We start from the raw sequence: 18,294 nt of genomic DNA on the forward strand, positions 1-18,294 counted from the left end.
GGTGAGAAATTTGCTATGGATATGCGCTTTCTCGATGTTTCTCATTGGCTGTAGCAGTGAACCTCAGCCTTATGATCCGACTGAGTTGCCGACCAAGGTCACCTTTAGCATTGTCGCGCAAGAGGAAGTTAACCCAAGTATTTTGGGGCAAGCTTCTCCAGTGGAGATCCAAGTATTTGAGCTGGTGGACGACTCGATGTTTATGTCTTCTAGTTACGACCAGATGGAAGAAGACTACGAGAAAGCGCTGAAAAGTAACTTTGTTAAAAGTTACGACTACGTTTTGTTACCCGGTCAGTTCAAGTTCGTCAACGCCATTGAGGTCGATGAAGAGACGAACTACATCGGGATTATGGCGAAATTTTCTGACATCGAACTGAGCGAATGGAAGAAGGCCGTCAAAGTAATCAATAAAGGCAGAGAGTATCACTTACTGATGCTTCTTAGCGACTACGACGTTAAGTTGGAAAAGGTGGAATAGATAAGATGTTTTCACGAAATCGTGTTATTTGGAACGAAGGTTTGTTTATCAAACCGCAGCATTTCCAGCAACAACAGCGCTACACGGAATATTACATCGATGAACGTGTGAGTTCAGTAAGTCGTTATCTGTATGGTATTTCTGAGTTTTCGCTCAATCCAGAATATTTATCGTTTGGTCGTATCGCTATCGAGCGAGCAGTTGGCATCATGCCTGATGGAACGGTTTTTCGTATTCCGCATGAAGACACCTTGCCTGATGCATTGGATATTGATGATGCGTCTCTCGCAAACCAGTTGGTTTATTTAGCGATTCCTCTTCGCAGTGAGTCACTGATGGAAATTAACTGGCCAGATGCTCAAGGTACTGGACGTTACGAAAGCCGCCGGCTTGAGGTTCGAGATGTCCATACTTTGCAAGGTGACATGACAACGATTGACGTTTCACCGATGCGAGTCCAACTGATGTTGGAGAAAGAAGATAGAAGTGCTTATGCATCGATGGCGGTGGGGCGCATATTGGAGAAGCGACCTGATGGCAGTGTCGTAATGGATCCTGATTTCTTCCCTTGTCACGTTAATGTGGCTGGAAACTTGGTATTGCACCGTTTTGTGAATGAGATTTCCGGTTTAATGCGTGAGCGAGCGAAGAACATTGCCCAACGTATTAGCTCTCCATCTCAAGGTGGTGTGGCGGATGTGTCTGACTTTATGCTTTTACAAGCGTTAAACCGATTACAACCTCAGATCCAACACCTCGCTGAGCTGAGAAGCCTTCATCCTGAACGCTTGTTTGAGTGCTTGTCTACGATTGCCGGAGAGCTGGCGACCTTTACCGATGAAAGTCGCTTGCCACCTAAAACGGTGAGTTACAACCACGATATGCCAACGGAATCGTTCTGGCCGCTTATTCGCAATTTGCGTCAGTCACTCAGCGTTGTTCTAGAGCCTAGAGCAGTCTCAATTCAGCTAGACAAACGTAAGTACGGCTTAATGGTTGCGGCGATTCAGGATCCTCAGTTGATGGATACGGCTGACTTTATCATTGCTGTTAAAGCTCGCATGCCGATGGATGAATTGCGTCGTCAATTTACGCAACAAACGAAAGTTTCGTCGGTTGAGAAAATACGTGAGCTTATTTCACTTCAACTACCGGGCATCCCATTGGTGGTCTTGCCCGTCGCACCTCGACAACTGCCGTACCACGCAGGTTATACCTATTACCAACTTGATAAAACCAGCACTGAATGGGGAATGCTAGCGCATTCTAGTGGTTTCGCTTTCCACGTGGCTGCTGCTTTTGAAGAACTTGATCTCCAATTCTGGGCGATTAGGAGTTAATCCATGGATAACAATAAGAAACAGGGTGAGTTCAGCGGCTTACTCCACGACGATGTAGAACAAATCAACCATGACCAAGATTATTGGTTTCAGCTTAGAGGAAGTGTATCTAACCCTCTGATTGATGCGGCGACGCCACTTCTTGGTTTGTCACTGCGAGTTCGACAGCTGTCTGAATGCGACAATATTAAAGCGATCTACGCTCAAACCATCGAGGAAATTAAGACCATCGAAATCGAGCTAACGGAGCAAGGTTTTGAGCATGCTGTGTTAATGGCTTATCGCTATATCTTGTGCACTTTCCTCGATGAAGCCGTGATGGGGACGGCGTGGGGCGCTTCGACTGTTTGGGCTGAACATTCCATGTTGTCGCGCTTTCACAATGAAACCTGGGGTGGAGAGAAAGTGTTTACCATTCTAAAGCGACTTGAAAGTGAGCCTCAACAATACAAGCCCTTGCTTGAATTTATCTACCAGTGTTTGGTTTTAGGTTTTGAAGGTAAGTACCGTGTTATTGAGTCTGGTCAGTTGGAGCGGGAAAAAGTCATCTCACAGTTACACAAGTTGATCAATCAAGATCATGAGGTGGACATCTCTCACCTAACCAGTGCGACAGAGCACGTCGTGCGTTCCAAATACAAGCTTAGTAAGCAGATCCCATTATGGTCGGTTTTTGCCGGTTTCATATTGCTTTGGGGAGGAACCTTCCTTGTATATAGCTACCTGTTACACGTCAAAACCAGTGACGTAATCGAACAATTAAAACAAATCTTATAACTAGAATAATTAAAGGCTAGGTGATTGCCGTGATACGCATTGAACTACCAACACTCATCTCGAAACTAAACCAACAGAGCAAACTCGCCCTTGAACAGGCTGCAACTGTTTGTATGGAGCGCCAGCACAGTGAGATTACGTTTGAACACTATCTTGAGGTTCTTTTAGACAACCCACTTTCAGATATTCGAGTCATTTTAAAACAGTCTGACTTAGCCCTAGATGATGTTAAACAGGCGATATCCAGTAGCTTTGTAAGGGGTCAATATTTAGATGGCTACCCAGCGTTTTCTCCGTTACTTGTCGAGCTTGTCCAAGAAGCTTGGTTGCTTTCCACCACGGACCTGAATCAAACAGAACTGCGCTCTGGCGCGATTTTACTGGCAGCGCTCACTCGTGCAGACCGTTATATGGATCCGAAACTCGTTCGTTTGTTGGACGTGATCAATCGTGAAAACCTGAAAAAGCACTTCGATGTTATCCTGTCTGACTCTTCAGAGACACAAGTCGCAGAACAGCCGAAAGCTCTTACAACGCAAAACTCCGATACCTCTCTGCTGACCAAGTACTGCACCAACGTAACAGAACAAGCGCGCCAGAACGAACTCGACCCAGTGTTGTGTCGAGAAAGTGAAATCAATTTGATGATTGATATTCTTTGCCGTCGCCGTAAAAACAACCCGATTGTGGTCGGTGATGCAGGTGTTGGTAAGAGTGCCATGATTGAAGGCTTAGCGCTTCGTGTTGTCGCGGGCTCCGTTCCGTTGCCGCTTCAAGGTGTTGAACTCTACTCTTTAGACCTAGGATTGCTCCAAGCGGGTGCATCTGTGAAAGGGGAATTTGAGAAGCGTCTAAAAGGCGTCATTGAAGCGATTAAGCATTCGCCAAAACCGATTATCTTGTTTATTGATGAAGCTCATAATCTCATTGGTGCGGGTAACCAAGAAGGAAGTGGGGATGCTGCGAATTTGCTCAAACCCGCTCTCGCTCGTGGTGAACTGTCAACGATTGCTGCTACCACATGGAAAGAATACAAAAAGTACTTCGAGAAAGATCCAGCGCTGACACGTCGCTTCCAACTCGTTAAGTTAGATGAACCTAGTGTCGAACAAGCAGTGGATATCCTGCGAGGATTGAACTCCGTCTATGAGCAAACTCATAATGTGCTGATCACCGATGATGCACTCAAGGCGGCGGCTGAGCTTTCGGCGCGCTACATCTCTGGTAGACAGCTGCCGGATAAAGCGATTGATGTTCTTGATACTGCTTGTGCACGTATTGCCATCAACCTGACCGCGCCGCCAAAGCGTTTAGCATTTATCGAAACCGCTTGCCATCAGCGCCAACTTGAAATTGATATGCTTGAACGCGCTCAGCTATTAGGCAAAGAGGTTAATCAGCAAAGGCTTGATGAACTTAAGACAGAAGAGGTTGCTAACGAGCAAGAGCGCGATCGCTTAACTGAGCAATGGCAACAGCAAAAGCAATTAGTTGAAACGATCATTGAACTTAGAGCTTCTCTAACGCAGCTCAATGACGAAGCCCCTCTGAGTGATAAGCAGCGCAGCGAAACTCTAGCGCAAATTCGCGTTAAATATGAAGAGTTAGAGTCCATTCCTCATGAACATCGTTTGATTTATGCCCAAGTTGACGCTCAACAAGTGGCAGAAGTCGTGGCTGACTGGACTGGTGTTCCGGTTGACCAGATGAACAGCGACGAACTGCACAAGATTACTCATCTAACCACGATACTTGGTCAAGCGATTAAAGGTCAGGATGTTGCGATCAAACGCGTCCACAAACATCTCCTCACTGCGCGTGCTGATTTACGCCGACCGGGGCGTCCGAAAGGGGCGTTCTTACTTGTTGGACCTAGTGGTGTAGGTAAAACGGAAACAGTGGTTCAGCTTGCTGAAAGCTTGTATGGCGGCAAACAGTTCTTGACGACGATTAACATGTCTGAATATCAAGAAAAGCATACAGTCTCGCGTTTAATCGGCTCACCTCCAGGTTATGTAGGTTACGGAGAGGGTGGAGTGCTGACGGAATCCATTCGTAAGATGCCATACTCTGTTGTGTTACTTGATGAAGTTGAAAAAGCGCACCCTGAAGTACTTAACCTGTTTTATCAGGCGTTTGATAAAGGGGAGCTTGCAGACGGTGAAGGGCGCCTAATTGATTGCCAAAACATCGTATTTTTCCTGACATCGAATTTGGGCTTCCAAACGATAGTTGACCATGCTGAGAGGTTAGATCAACTTGATGATGCCCTCTATCCTGAGTTAGCCGCATTCTTTAAACCTGCCTTACTTGCACGTATGGAAGTGATTCCGTATATGCCACTTACCCCAGAAGTGCTGGAGCAAATTGTTCGCGGTAAGTTAGTTCGTTTAGAAAACCTGTTTAGTGAACGTTATGACGCTGAAGTGGTGATCGAGGACTCATTGATTGATGAGATTTTGTCGAGAGCGACACGCTCTGAAAATGGCGCGCGTATGTTAGAAGCCATCATTGAAGGTCAATTGCTTCCGCCAATCTCTCTCGCTTTACTCAACAAGCTCTCCGAACAGAAACCCGTGAAACGAATCTATCTAGCGGCTCAGGATGGTGAGTTTATTGGTGAGGTAGAGTAGCTATGTCGAATTGGCTAGAACTGGTGACGGAGCTGATCGCTACCCGGAGTAAATTTGAGCTGACGGAAAAGTTTACTCAGATTCTTAGTGATGAACTCGGTCTATCAAAATGCTTGCTTCTAATGCCAACATCAGATGGTCGTGAACTTGTGCCGCATGATCCGCAAGTGGAAGCGTCTTGGGGGGTGAATGATTTAAATAATCCCTTTGCACACGTACTCCAAAACGCGAGTCAAATGTCGCTGGCGGCAGATGAGTTGCTGTTTTGGCGAGGAGATACAGCTTTCACTGAGTTGGTATCGAATATTGGCATGTTTGAACATGTGTTCATTTGTCCTTTGCCTCTCCATTCCAATCAAGTGCAATTGATCCTCTTTATGCAAGGTGCAAAAACAGCAGTCGCTGACGTTTTTAATAGTGATGATGGCGCTAAGTTTATCGACATTTTCACTAAGCAGTGGGGACTACTGGGAGAGATGGAGCGTGAGCAGCGAGATATTCAAACGCTCGCTGAATCTTTGAGTGACATACAAAGAGAGACCAAGCGAAGGGATCTCGCCGATCAACTCTCTTACTCTTTGATTGGCAAAAGTTCGGTGATGCAGAGGCTACGTCAACAGATCGTCAGCGCGGCGGACTCTCAGTTGTCTGTTATGGTTCAAGGCGATACAGGTACAGGTAAAGAGTTAGTGGCTCAGGCGATTCACCAAATCTCAAGTCGCAGTGCGCAACCTTTAGTTGCCATTAACTGTGCCGCTATCCCAGAGAACTTGCTCGAAAGTGAACTGTTTGGTTACTGCAAAGGTGCCTTCTCTGGCGCTGAATCTGACAGAGATGGCCTGATTGCACAGGCGAATGGTGGAACGCTCTTTTTAGATGAAATTGGCGATATGCCGCTCGCTTTGCAGGCTAAGTTGCTACGAGTGCTGGAAACGAAAAAGTTCAGACCTATCGGCGGTAAGAATGAGCTGAGCTCTGATTTTCGTTTGGTATCTGCAACACATGTCAATTTGCTCGCTCAAGTGAGAAACAAACTATTTAGACAAGACCTTTATTACCGCTTGTTTCAGTACCCTTTGACTTTGCCAAAATTGTCGGAGCGATTGGAAGACATTGAACTATTAAGCCAACACTTTGTTGCTGAGTTCAATTCACAACACGCTACTCAGATTCGGGGTCTGCACTACAAAGCGTTGGATTGTCTTAAACAGTACTCATTTCCGGGGAATGTCCGTGAGTTGAAGCTTTTAGTCGAGTTTGGCTGTGCACAATGTCGCGATGAGTTGGAAGTGAGTGAAGGCAGCTTGGCGAATCGAATTGCGTGTCTTGATTTCGAACTGAACAGTGTTGAGCAACGGGAAACCTCACCGCAGATCACTCAGCCGAGCGGTATGACTGATAACCCTTATCTTGCCGCGCAAAGTGATCTATCGACGATCAAAGACCTCAAACAAGCCGTCAACGAGTTTGAAGAATTTATCATTCGTGAGCGCTTAATCCTATTTTCTGGTGACCGAGGTAAAACGGCGGAAAGCTTGGGAATTCCAAAACGAACACTGGCTTATAAATGCCAGAAATTGGAGATCAAAGCAGAATGAACAATTTGAGATCTCTCATTTTATTGTCAATGTTGGCCGCGTTTTCACTCTCAACGAATGCGGCTCAAGAGTCCGTTAGTTCCGAACTGATTAGGGGCAAACAATGCACCTTAATCTCTGAGCGATTAGAGCGTCTGAGCTGTTTTGATGACGTTTTTCAGACGCCGACCACTTCGAATCGTCAATCTGTATCTGATGATAAGCCTCAGGCTTGGCACATCGCTTTTGAAACTTCAGATAGTGATGCGCCATTGAATGTGATTGAAAGTGGCACTGAGCAAGAGGGCGACGCCTGGTTAACCTTAGCATCCCGACATGCCGAGGGCGAACCGGCGGCGGTGTTAATGATGAGCTGCATTAATAAGATCAGCCGTATTGAGTTAGCGCTACCTGAAGCGATAGAAGATGGACGAATTCGAGTGTCTATCGCTGGTGGTCCGAGTCAGAGCTGGAGAAGCGATGATATTGGAGTGTTGTTCTCTTCGGCTAGAGGTTTGCCTGCAATATCTATGATGAAGGTGATGGCGTTGGATACAAGGCTTGTTCTTCGTTCTAACTCACAGACGGTGGATGGGTTGCAGTTTGATACGACAGGATTGAACCAAGCTTTAACACCACTTAGAGCAAGGTGTGGGTGGTAGCAATGGAATTGACTCAATATCGAACCAGTATAGTTAGACCAATTAGTGGCGACTCGCCGGTAGGAGAAAGACTATTAGATGAGCCACTGTTTGATTTTGTCGAAGACCAAATGATGAAAGTCGGTTCTCTTTCTCACGCCACAGTTCAATGGCAAGAGGTTGAGCACAGCGCGATTACTTTGCTAAATGAGAAGAGCAAAGATATTAAGCTGCTGGTCTATTTACTTCAGTGCTTGCATAACCAATTGACACCAAGCCGCTTGATTACCTCGTTTGGTGTGATGAGCGACTTCATTGAGCACTATTGGGATGAGTGTTTCCCAGCACCCGGAAAGCGAGGCAACTTACCGCGGAGAAAGTTTTTCAGTCAGATGTGTCAACGCTTCTCAATGGCAGTAGATAAGTTTGATTTCACGACGCTAGATAGCCAAGACAGAGACGAGTTGCAAACGGTGGTTGAAGGGTGGCAGAAAACAATACAAGCCAATCAACTCTCTTCGGATATTGCGGATTCTATCGCGCTAACGATTAGCAACCAGCTTAAACGAGCTCAAGAGCGAGAGAAGTCGCAGCATAGCGCGGCACAAGCAAAATCCTCTGATACAGAGACGCCACAAAACACAACGGCCTCCTCCTCTTCTTTATCCGTTGATAATTCCAGTGATAAAGCAGCAAAGCAAACCCTGCTTAAAGTCGCGGAATATCTTTCCGAGCAAGAGTCGGGGGCGGCATTAGCTATACGAGTACGTCGCCACGCGCTTTGGGGTTCAATTACGACTTTACCTGATCATGATCATCTCGGAAAAACGTTATTGCGTGGGATGCAAGTGGAGCGAATTAAAGAGTATCAAGACCAGTTACATCAACCTGATCTCGCTCTGTGGAGAAAGATTGAACAAAGTTTGACGATTGCTCCTTATTGGTTTGATGGTCAGCTCATGAGCCACGATATCGCAAAGTCGCTTGGTCAACAGAGCTGGTGTCAGGCCATTCGTGAAGAAACTCAGTTTTTTGTTGAACGTTTTCCAAACGTGTTTGAACTCAAGTTTAAAGATGGCTCGCCATTTGTGACCGACATGGTGCGTGATTGGTTAGCGAGTGGTGACATGGCCGCTTCAGGTGGCTCTGTTTCAGGTAGTTGGAGTGAACAACGTGAAGAAGCTTTCAAGCTTGCTAAAGAGGGGGGGATCGCCGTTGCGATGTCGATGCTCAATGATGGTCTTGTTGCCGCGACAGAACCACGCGAACGCTTTTATTGGCGTTTGCTGTGTGCCGATCTTTTGCGGCATAGCCAGTTAGAAGCGATGGCGAAAGAACAGTATCAAACCTTAAAGCAAGAAATTATCCAGGCGAGCGTCACTGAGTGGGAGCCGTCTTTAATAGAACAACTAGAACGATATACAGCGTTAGATTAAGCAAAGGGACTATCCATGTGGAAAAGTATCATTGGGCTTGTTAAGAAACTTAAGCCGGGCATAGCAGCGGCCCTTCCTATTTTGCTGTTTACTCTATTTATACTACTCAACGTTGCCATTTGGTGGGCAGGTCCTTGGTTGGAAATTCTCGGGACGAAACCTTTAGAATCTGTGATGGCTCGAAGCATCGCGAGTGCACTGTTTGTGTTGCTCTCGTTGTCTGTGTGGGGTATTTGGCAGTGGCGTAAATTGCAAGGTTTTAAGAGTCAGCAAAAACGAGAAGAACAGCGAAAACTCGATCCAATTACGAAATATGAAGAGCGTCAGGAAGTCGAACTGAATAACGTAATGAAAGAGATGAAGCAAAGTCTCAATACGCGCAACTATCTCTATTCATTGCCTTGGTATCTGGTGTTAGGTCTCGAGAACGCAGGTAAAACCAGCTTAATCAACCGTTCAGGACAGAACTTTGCACTCTCTTCTGTTATGCGAGCCTCTGGGCAGAAAAGTGAGAACCCTTACTATTTCGATTGGTGGATTGGTGACGAGTCAGTACTGATTGACCCTGATGGTGAGTTACTTACTCAAGGTAATCGTAAAGACAAGGACGCCGCTGAAACACAGCGTCGCTTATGGCTTCATTTCATCAATTGGTTGGAAAAAACACGCAGTAGAAGGCCGTTAAACGGTATTGTTCTCGCGCTTGATATCTCTAATCTTGCCGTCTCTACTGCGTCAGAGCGTAAGGCTTATGCAAACTTGCTGCGCGCCCGTATTCGTGAATTAATGGAAACACTGGCGACTCGCTTACCAGTCTACATTACGCTGACAAAACTTGACTTGTTATATGGTTTCGAACCTTTCTTTAAACATTATTCCAAGTCACAGCGAGATGAAGTATTAGGTTTCACCTTCTCTCTAGAATCGGTCGATAATTTAGATCATTGGTTAGAAGAGTTTTCTAAAGACTATGGGCAGTTTGTATCAAGAATCAACGAACTCTTCCCCCATGCGGTGGCAGAGCCGTTGGAACAAGCCGAGCGTGATGCTATCTATAGCTTTACGCGTCAGATGTCAGGGCTGCAAGAGATTCTCAAAAACTTTTTCCGAGATGCACTCTCAAGTGATCAGTTCTCTACCTCTGCGTTAGTACGTGGTGCTTACTTTACGTCGGTTTATCAGCAGGGGGTGCCTAGCAACGCCTTTGGAGATTCTGCCTCTCGTCGCTATGGTCTATCGCATGCGGTGAACGAAGCTCAAAATGCTAAGAACTCAACGGTATATTTTACTCAGAAGTTATTCAGCAACATTATCTACCCAGAAGCAGGATTGGCTTCGGATAACTTCCGAGTGGCAAAACAAAAACGTCGTTTAATGGGCCTTTCCATTACCGCTTGTATGGTGGCAACGGTGCTTTTAGTGGGGACGTGGCATCGCTATTACCTAACCAATGTTAACCAGTCTGATGCGGTACTCACTAAGGTCAATGAGTACAAAACTCAATACCCATCCAATCTTTATCTGGCTTCTCAGAAAGACATTCTTGAGCCGTTAAACAAGATTCGACAAGCGACATTGGAGTTCGGTTTTTTCCGTGACAAGCCACGCTACTTATCCGATCTTGGTCTATATCAAGGGCATACTATTGGGCCAATGGTAGAGAATACTTACCTTAACTTGCTCGAAAACCGTTTCTTGCCACTTCTAATGGCGGATGTCGTTGTTGCGCTTAAACAGGCTGAGAATGAGGAAGAGAAACTCGCAGTTCTACGAGTTTATCGCATGTTGGTTGATAAGAGTGGTCGCTACGAGGATTATGTGCTTGATTACTTTGGTAAATATTGGCAGAGCACGTTTGTCGGGCAAAAACAGGTTCAGGGCGAACTGTTAGAGCACTTAGCTTATGCGATGCGCCATACCGATCTCGCTGGAAAAAGGCAGCAAGGTGATGAGTTCGCAGAACGAGTGATGAAGCCATACGATCGCACCATCGCCAGCGCTCAAGCAGAACTTAGCACTATGCCTAACGATCAGCGTGTTTACCGAAATTTGAAGCTGAACGCGCAAACCGTGTTAGGCCCCTCGATCAGTATTCGTAATTTAGTTGGTCCAATCTTTGATGTTGTGTTTGAAGAGCGTGTGGCTAATAGCAGTTTGTATATTCCTCAAATGCTGACAAAAGCCGGCTTTGAAAACTATTTCATGCCGCGATCCGAGTCTGTCTCGGAGTTAGCGCTGATCGATAGCTGGGTATTAGGCCAATCTAAAACGGCGCAGTTTAGTGAAGCAGATAAACAAGTACTTCGTGAAAAGATCCGCAATCTGTATGTTGCAGATTATGTGAACACTTGGCGTGCAGCATTGAATGATATCAACATGAAATATTTTGGTGACATCAATGATGCAGTGATGGTGCTGGAGAGTTTGACCGGAAACGTCGAGCCAATGCAGCGATTACTGAGGACATTAGAGAACAACACTAAGGTCATTGCCGGATTAGACCCAGATAATGACGCAGCAGAAGAACTGCTAAAGAGTGCAAAATACAAAGTCGCGTCAAGCATTCAATCTCCATTTGCTGAGTTGAACTTAATGCTTAAACCCGTTGGAGAGCAACCTGCGTATATCAATGAAGTCCTTGAATCGGTTGATGAACTGAAGACTTATTTGAAATCGATTCAAGAATCACCAGATGTTGGTATGGCAGCGCTTGATGCAACGAAGGCGCGAGTAAAGTTAGTGAGTGCTGACCCTATCTATACCTTGAAGCGCATCTCTTCTGGTTTACCGAGACCATTGGATAGCATGATCGCTAAGCTGGCAGATGAAAGCTGGTATGTGGTCAAGCAAGAAGCGATTAGACACTTAGAAGTGCGTTGGTCTGAAGATGTTTACAAGCCGTACTATACCAAGCTTGCGAGTCGCTACCCGTTTAATCCTGATTCCACCAAAGATGTGGCACTGGAAGATTTTGAATCCTTCTTTGCACCTAATGGCACCTTGGATAACTTTTACACTAATCAGCTGAAAATTTTTATTGAAGAGAACATTGCCGTTGATGCTTACGATAACGCTCAATCGCTCATCCGCCCTGAGGTACTGGCGCAGATTGAACAAGCACAAAGAATTCGTCAGGCGTTCTTCAATCGTAAAGGTATCTTAGACGTTAACTTTTCTGTCGAGCCTCTTCAGTTAAGTGGTAATAAACGCCGCAGTGTACTTAATGTTGATGGTCAGTATCTCACATACAGCCATGGACCGCGTGAAGGTGTTGAGCTGATTTGGCCAAATACCCTGCGTGATTCTGCCGTGTCTAAAGTGACTTTGGTGCCAACCAAGTCCAACTTGTCGCCTAGAAGTATTAACGAGAAAGGACCTTGGGCATTTTTCCGACTACTGGAGAAGGGGAACGTTATGTCAGCGGGCAAGACCTCGGTTGATTACCGATTTGATGTCGATGGCGGGGACATGATCTATCGCATCAACGCTGAATCGGATGCCAATCCATTTACTGAACGTCTGTTTAAGTCGTTCAAGCTATCTAAGACTCTTTACTAAAACACCAAAAGGAGCGAGGTGACTCGCTCCTTTTCTACAGGACGAAGTATCTATGTCCAATACAGTATTACTTGACCAAGTTGTTTATCGTGTAACAGCCGATTCTGATTCAATCAGACATCTCGAAAGTTATCAAAAAATCAGAGATGAGATTAATAGTCGCTTTAATCCCCTGTCTGGTGGAACTAATTGGCAAGAGGTATATGAAGCGTGTGAACACCTTGCTAAGGGGCCTGGTGTTGACTTACTCATGTGTAGCTATCTAACCATAGCCAAGCTGAAAATTGAGGGATTGGCGGGTTATGCCAATGGCTTAGAGCTCCTAATACAATGCTTGAGTTTGCTACCCAAGCCGGATTCAAAATCGGCCAAAATGCGCAAAGAAGTTTTAGATTGGGTCAATGGCAAGGCCATTCCTGAGTTAAAGAAAATGAAACCCTCTCAAGAGCAGTTACGAGATCTTTATCGCAGCGAGAGAGTATGTGAGAGAATCCATCACTGGATGACACTTCAACAGCCTCAAGTGGACGTTGATTTTGAAGGGGTTGGATTTGTTCTGTTTGAACATATTGATCAAATAGAAACGCGTTATCATACGGCGATAAAGCGCCAAGAAAAGCAGCGAGAAAACGACGATAGAGTCACGCGTCGCCGTTACTACTGGAGTTTGACTGGCACACTTGTATCGACGCTTGTCGTGAGTGGTGTGAGTGGGTGGCTCTATTACAATCCGAGCTTCATCAATCAATATCAGTTCAAGCAGTCGGTCGAAGTCCCCGCACTCAATGCAAGCAACCTTGAACGTTATGTTGAGCATACTAAACCCACAAAATTAGCCGCTGTTCAAGCTGAGCTGATCCCTATGTATCACACGTCGATTGAGGAGAAAACCAAAGTCTCTATTGAGCAGCCTTACTTAAAGGCACTAGAACAACTCAATGTTTTGCAGAAACTCTATGCAGGAGACGAGCAAGTTGAACAGATAAGCCAAACCCTATATCAAGACCAACAGTTCGCGCTCGATCAGGCGAATGAATTTATCGCTCGGTTTAGTGAAACAAGAACAAAGATGGCAAATATTGCGCTGCTCGCTAAGAAACAGCGCTGGCAACAGGTCGCGCATGAAACCAAATCATTGGAGGACTTTGCAGTCAGCTTATCGCCAATCTACGGTCGAGTAGGCTATGTGGAAAACTTGATTGAGCAGCGCCAGTACGAGCAAGCCCAGCAAGAGTTTGATGAACTGAAAAGACGTCTGAATAATTTGAGTTGGAAAGTGGCCGAACTAAATCAAAGGCTTGAAGAGTAGAGCCCTGAATGACATAGACGCATATCGGTTAACCCCTAGAGGAATCACTTGCACTTTGGACAAAGGATCTATATAAATTCCGCTTTCCTTTTCCACGATGATATTTGAACACTTGGGGTTACCATATGACGCAGTTTTGGCAGCAAAAAGCTCTCGAAGAGATGACCGAAAATGAATGGGAGTCGCTTTGTGACGGTTGTGGAAAATGTTGCTTGCACAAACTGATGGATGAAGATACCGATGAGATCTACTACACCAACGTGGCGTGTAGTTGGTTAAACAGTAAAACCTGTTCGTGTAAGGACTACCCAAACCGTTTTAGCTCAGGTGAAGAGTGTACCAAGCTAACTCGTGAAGATATTGATGATTTTACATGGCTTCCGCACACTTGTGCTTATCGTTTACTTGCTGAAAAGCAGCCTCTTCCTGAATGGCACCCGTTAATCACGGGCTCTAAATCTGCTATGCATGCTGCAGGGGAGAGTGTGCGTAATAAAGTGGTCTACGAAATCGATGTTGTTAATTGGGAGGATCACATCCTCAATCACCCAAACAGAGATTAGAATCAATAGGCTGAAACCGATAGGTTTACAGCCTATTAGACGATGGTGAGGTTGGAATATTATCCTATCTCGACATCGGATGATGCCGACGATATTGTTCCTCCGCAGTCTATCGAATCCCCCAAACGTGCTGCGGGTTTACCGTCAATAAACACGCTCGACGAACCTTGCGCGACACTTCTAGGGTGATTGCCATGAGGGGTCTTATCACACGGGCAGCCATGATCTTGTAGTGGATCACCTTCGCGAACTGCTGGCTGAAAGTTAATCATCACACTTGGACTCCCTGCAATGATTGGTGTTGGTGGGAAGCAATCGTGCTCCGATCCGATATCACCCAGCCTTGCTGCTTTTGGCATATAGCCTCCTACTATTAAATTGACATACGAGTTGTTCATTATTAATCAAGTACTGTGCCAATTTTAAAAATTCAATATTTTCAATGAATTAGTATTTTTATCTACTTTGAGCGGGCAACTTTTTGCTTGAATTGAGCAAAAAGTTGCCCAGCTGGGCAGTTTTTTGCTCGGGTCAAAAGCATGTCCAAAGGCTTGAATGTAGTACCAATCGAAATGTCACTGTTATCGAAGGAGAATAAATAATAGAACGACAAATATAAAGACGAACATGAATAAAAAGAGCAGGAAGGAAAATCACATTATTTTCAGGTCATTAACTTCAAGTCACCAGCATAGCCGCTTAAAATAAACGGCTAAATAATGAGGATTGATAATGAATTATAAATGGCTAGGTCTTCTCAGTGCGATACCTTTATTGGCGGCATGCAATAGTGATATCGATATTTCCAGCAACGTGCTTTCTCAACAGCAGCTCAACACCATTATTAGTAATGTCAATAAACACTATCCAGATGCAGACAGCGAACTCAAACAAAATATCGCCAAGGTTGCGGTAAAGTCGATTGAGAATATGGTGTTTGTGGAAGGTGGCAGTTTTATTATGGGTGACTTTCGTATGCCCTGCATGAACGACGATCTTAATCGCCCAGTCTGGACGCCAGAAGCAAGTTGTTACAGTGCTGTTGAAATGGTCAGCAGTGGAGCGGATATTCAACATGAAGTAACCCTAAGCAGTTATTCGTTGTCAAAGTATGAAGCGGAAGCGTTGGATTACGACATATACTTGCAGGCCTTAAAGCGACCGTTTGAGCAGTTTAAGTATGAAGGGAAATATCTTAAACGTAACACTGAGGTTTATGACACTCTATTGCCTAGTTTTGTCAAAGAAGCAGCAATGAAAGTCAACTGGCAAGATGCCAAAAACTATTGTCAGTGGCTGGGGCAGTTGACAGCTCTGCCCGTCGATCTGCCGACTGAGGCTCAATGGGAATACGCTGCACGTAGCCGTGGTCAAAAACTCTACTACGGGACCAATAATGGGTTTAAACAATATAGAGGTGGGGGTTTTTATAACCCTAAGCTAGGCGGCTATGAGGAGTTTACAGATAAAACCGCCAATATGGTCACTGGCTTAAACCCTGTAGGTATGTTTGCGCCCAATCCCCTCGGTCTCTATGATATGACTGGAAATGCCACCGAGTGGGTCAACGATTGGTACGCCAAAGATTATTATAAAGTGTCACCGAAACTTGATCCTCAGGGCCCAGAAAAGGGTGAGAACAAAGTCAAACGAGGTGGTATAGGTATGGTCAATACCTCTCGCGTACACTACCCATTGAGCGACTATATGCCAGCGCTCAACTCAGGTTTTCGTTGCTCCGTTCAAAGCGCAGAACAAGCTTATTAGCATTGAAAACAACTGCATTATGATGGTCGACTCTTAACGGGACACACGTTTTAACTACATCAACATTAATACCGAGTTTCTGATAATTACTTGATAAATTCATTAATTATTAACTGGGTGTGCATAATTAAGAAAAGGAAGGAAAATCACATTATTTTCAGGTCATTAACTTCAAGTCACCAACTTAGCCGCTTAAAATAAACGGCTAAATAATGAGGATTGATAATGAATTATAAATGGCTAGGTCTTCTCAGTGCGATACCTTTATTGGCAGCATGCAATAGTGATATCGATATTTCCAGCAACGTGCTTTCTCAACAGCATCTCAACACCATTATTAGTAATGTCAATAAACACTATCCAGATGCAGACAGCGAACTCAAACAAAATATTGCCAAGGTCGCGGTGAAGTCGATTGAGAATATGGTGTTTGTGGAAGGTGGCAGTTTTATTATGGGCGACTTTCGTATGCCCTGCATGAACGACGATCTTAATCGTCCAGTCTGGACGCCAGAAGCAAGTTGTTACAGTGGTGTCGAAATGGTCAGCAGTGGAGCGGATATTCAACATGAAGTAACTTTAAGCAGTTACTCGTTATCAAAGTATGAAGCAGAACTGTTGGATTATGATGTTTACTTACAAACGCTTGGCCGACCATTTGAACAGAGTGTTTATGAAGGACAGTACCTAGAACGCGGCTCTAAGATTTATAAAACCGTCTTACCTAACTTTCTCAAACAATCTGCTAGAAATGTAAATTGGCAAGATGCAAAAAACTATTGTCAGTGGCTGGGGCAATTAACCGCGCTGCCCGTCGATCTGCCCACCGAAGCACAGTGGGAATATGCTGCACGTAGCCGTGGTCAAAAACTCTACTACGCAACCAATAATGGCTTCAAGCAGTATAGAGGTGGGGGCTTTTATAACCCTAAGCTAGGCGGCTATGAAGAGTTTACCGACAAAACCGCCAATATGGCCACTGGCCTAAACTCTGTTGGTATGTTTGCGCCCAACCCCCTCGGTATTTACGATATGACTGGAAATGCCACCGAGTGGGTTAATGATTGGTACGCCAAAGATTATTATAAAGTGTCGCCGAAACTTGATCCTCAAGGGCCAACAACGGGTGAGTACAAAGTCAAACGAGGTGGGGTTGGTATGGTTAATGTAGCCCGCGCCTATGATACGGTAAAGGGTGATAGCCTATCATACACTTCGGGTTTTCGCTGCTCCGTTCAAAGCACAGAACAAACTTATTAGCGTCGAAAAAGACCGCCTCACGGCGGTCGCTGTGGTTAAATGTAGTAACCGTTGTTTTTATTTAAGCGCGCGATTTGCCGTTCGACTCTCTCCCTCTTCTGGCTCCAACTCCAGCCAGAGCGCGGTGAAAACGGACGCATTTCAGCAAAGTTAGCCTCATTGATTTCATTCACTTGCGCCAATTTTAATACCCAGTGGTTAAAACTACTCTGTTGCTCGCCATCTAAAATCGCATTGATGCGCGCTAAATTGTCAAACAGCGCTTTGTCCTCTGCTTGTTTACCGCCTGACGGTTTTTCACCAGTGACATTCATACGCGTGAGCACCTCTTCAAATCGTCGCCACGTTCGAACCGCGCCAAGCAATAAGATATAAATCGCCTTCTCTTGCTCCTCATCCCACGACAGATAAAACGTCGTCACTAAGGTATTAAGCATAATGCCGACGGTTTCTGGCAACAATTCTTCAAACGGCACTTCGCCAGTCACATCGCTATAGTTCGCGACAATGCGCCTAGCAAGGCGAAAGGCTTCCTTTTTCTTCTCGGATTCGGCATCCCAAAAATCCATACGGTTTTTCCACCAAGTATTGATTGATTGACGGCTGTTCATCACCGCCTGTTTAAGTGCGTCTTGCGGATTAGCAATCACATCACAGGCAAATGCTATGTAACTAGACTCGATCAGGTGTTGGTACACCTCTCTATCAATATTGGCGAGTACTCGGTAATCCGTTGCTTTTAAGCCTTTAAAAAGGATGACGGCGAGCTGCCATAGTTGCTCAAAATCAACTGTCGTGCCAAATCCACCACTGGCGCCAGGGCCAAACACCAAACGGCCAGAGCAGTTAAAGTAGAATTTACCATCTTTACCAATACTCAGCTGAAAATCCCATCCAGCACCTGCTCCAATAGCCACATTGCCGTTGGCACCCACCTTGGCGAGGGTGGCAA

13 protein-coding genes and 1 pseudogene are annotated in these 18,294 nt (G+C 45.3%); 12 read left to right on the plus strand and 2 right to left on the minus strand.

Annotation, left to right across the window (positions count from 1 at the left end):
- The first annotated feature begins 1 nt into the window (after position 1).
- The 10 genes from tssJ (at position 2) to ACQEXP_RS16780 (ending at position 14,315) form a co-directional block, all read left to right on the plus strand.
- Positions 2–481 (plus strand): type VI secretion system lipoprotein TssJ, encoded by a 480-nt coding sequence (gene tssJ, locus ACQEXP_RS16735; protein WP_419723655.1) that lies wholly within the window; start codon positions 2–4, stop codon positions 479–481.
- Between the two features lie 5 nt (positions 482–486).
- Entirely contained in the window at positions 487–1,821 is a 1,335-nt protein-coding gene (gene tssK, locus ACQEXP_RS16740; protein ID WP_426970994.1) for a type VI secretion system baseplate subunit TssK, read from the plus strand.
- Between the two features lie 3 nt (positions 1,822–1,824).
- Positions 1,825–2,598, plus strand: a complete 774-nt coding sequence (gene icmH, locus ACQEXP_RS16745) for a type IVB secretion system protein IcmH/DotU (protein ID WP_269377765.1) — start codon at positions 1,825–1,827, stop codon at positions 2,596–2,598.
- Between the two features lie 20 nt (positions 2,599–2,618).
- Positions 2,619–5,231, plus strand: coding sequence for a type VI secretion system ATPase TssH (gene tssH, locus ACQEXP_RS16750; RefSeq protein WP_426970995.1), 2,613 nt, complete (start codon positions 2,619–2,621; stop codon positions 5,229–5,231).
- 2 nt (positions 5,232–5,233) lie between these two features.
- Complete coding sequence (locus ACQEXP_RS16755) at positions 5,234–6,829, plus strand: sigma-54 interaction domain-containing protein (RefSeq protein WP_426970996.1); 1,596 nt, start codon at positions 5,234–5,236, stop codon at positions 6,827–6,829.
- Positions 6,826–7,470 (plus strand): type VI secretion system-associated protein VasI, encoded by a 645-nt coding sequence (gene vasI / locus ACQEXP_RS16760; protein WP_426970997.1) that lies wholly within the window; start codon positions 6,826–6,828, stop codon positions 7,468–7,470. The genes ACQEXP_RS16755 and vasI overlap by 4 nt, the downstream gene beginning before the upstream one ends.
- 2 nt (positions 7,471–7,472) lie before the next feature.
- Positions 7,473–8,885 (plus strand): type VI secretion system protein TssA, encoded by a 1,413-nt coding sequence (tssA, locus tag ACQEXP_RS16765; RefSeq protein ID WP_426970998.1) that lies wholly within the window; start codon positions 7,473–7,475, stop codon positions 8,883–8,885.
- Positions 8,886–8,945: 60 nt separating this feature from the next.
- Positions 8,946–12,443 carry a type VI secretion system membrane subunit TssM gene (gene tssM / locus ACQEXP_RS16770; protein WP_426971004.1) on the plus strand — a complete coding sequence of 1,166 codons (3,498 nt, stop codon included), beginning with the start codon at positions 8,946–8,948 and terminating at the stop codon, positions 12,441–12,443.
- Positions 12,444–12,495: 52 nt separating this feature from the next.
- Positions 12,496–13,752, plus strand: a complete 1,257-nt coding sequence (locus ACQEXP_RS16775) for a type VI secretion system ImpA family N-terminal domain-containing protein (protein WP_426970999.1) — start codon at positions 12,496–12,498, stop codon at positions 13,750–13,752.
- Between the two features lie 125 nt (positions 13,753–13,877).
- Positions 13,878–14,315: a YcgN family cysteine cluster protein gene (locus ACQEXP_RS16780; RefSeq protein ID WP_269377758.1), complete on the plus strand. Its 438-nt coding sequence runs from the start codon at positions 13,878–13,880 to the stop codon at positions 14,313–14,315.
- A 59-nt stretch (positions 14,316–14,374) separates the two neighbouring features.
- On the opposite strand, the gene ACQEXP_RS16785 is transcribed toward ACQEXP_RS16780, so the two are convergent.
- Entirely contained in the window at positions 14,375–14,674 is a 300-nt protein-coding gene (locus ACQEXP_RS16785) for a type VI secretion system PAAR protein (protein ID WP_269377756.1), read from the minus strand.
- Between the two features lie 373 nt (positions 14,675–15,047).
- Between ACQEXP_RS16785 and ACQEXP_RS16790 the strand changes: the two genes are divergently transcribed.
- Positions 15,048–16,082 (plus strand): formylglycine-generating enzyme family protein, encoded by a 1,035-nt coding sequence (locus ACQEXP_RS16790; protein ID WP_426971000.1) that lies wholly within the window; start codon positions 15,048–15,050, stop codon positions 16,080–16,082.
- 225 nt (positions 16,083–16,307) lie between these two features.
- Positions 16,308–17,342 carry an SUMF1/EgtB/PvdO family nonheme iron enzyme gene (locus ACQEXP_RS16795; protein ID WP_426971001.1) on the plus strand — a complete coding sequence of 345 codons (1,035 nt, stop codon included), beginning with the start codon at positions 16,308–16,310 and terminating at the stop codon, positions 17,340–17,342.
- Positions 17,343–17,377: 35 nt separating this feature from the next.
- On the opposite strand, the pseudogene ACQEXP_RS16800 reads toward ACQEXP_RS16795, so the two are convergent.
- A pseudogene (locus ACQEXP_RS16800) lies at positions 17,378–18,294 on the minus strand (LysM peptidoglycan-binding domain-containing protein); the annotation flags it as partial.

The organism is Vibrio sp. TRT 1302, assembly GCF_050113875.1.
In the GTDB taxonomy this organism is placed as follows: Bacteria; Pseudomonadota; Gammaproteobacteria; order Enterobacterales; family Vibrionaceae; genus Vibrio.

Bases quoted from the DNA above. Each gene is read 5' to 3' on its own strand.
- tssK (WP_426970994.1), top strand. From the start codon at position 487: ATGTTTTCACGAAATCGTGTTATTTGGAACGAAGGTTTGTTTATCAAA.
- icmH (WP_269377765.1), top strand. From the start codon at position 1,825: ATGGATAACAATAAGAAACAGGGTGAGTTCAGCGGCTTACTCCACGAC.
- ACQEXP_RS16755 (WP_426970996.1), top strand. From the start codon at position 5,234: ATGTCGAATTGGCTAGAACTGGTGACGGAGCTGATCGCTACCCGGAGT.
- vasI (WP_426970997.1), top strand. From the start codon at position 6,826: ATGAACAATTTGAGATCTCTCATTTTATTGTCAATGTTGGCCGCGTTT.
- tssA (WP_426970998.1), top strand. From the start codon at position 7,473: ATGGAATTGACTCAATATCGAACCAGTATAGTTAGACCAATTAGTGGC.
- ACQEXP_RS16775 (WP_426970999.1), top strand. From the start codon at position 12,496: ATGTCCAATACAGTATTACTTGACCAAGTTGTTTATCGTGTAACAGCC.
- ACQEXP_RS16780 (WP_269377758.1), top strand. From the start codon at position 13,878: ATGACGCAGTTTTGGCAGCAAAAAGCTCTCGAAGAGATGACCGAAAAT.
- ACQEXP_RS16785 (WP_269377756.1), bottom strand. From the start codon at position 14,674: ATGCCAAAAGCAGCAAGGCTGGGTGATATCGGATCGGAGCACGATTGC.
- ACQEXP_RS16790 (WP_426971000.1), top strand. From the start codon at position 15,048: ATGAATTATAAATGGCTAGGTCTTCTCAGTGCGATACCTTTATTGGCG.
- ACQEXP_RS16795 (WP_426971001.1), top strand. From the start codon at position 16,308: ATGAATTATAAATGGCTAGGTCTTCTCAGTGCGATACCTTTATTGGCA.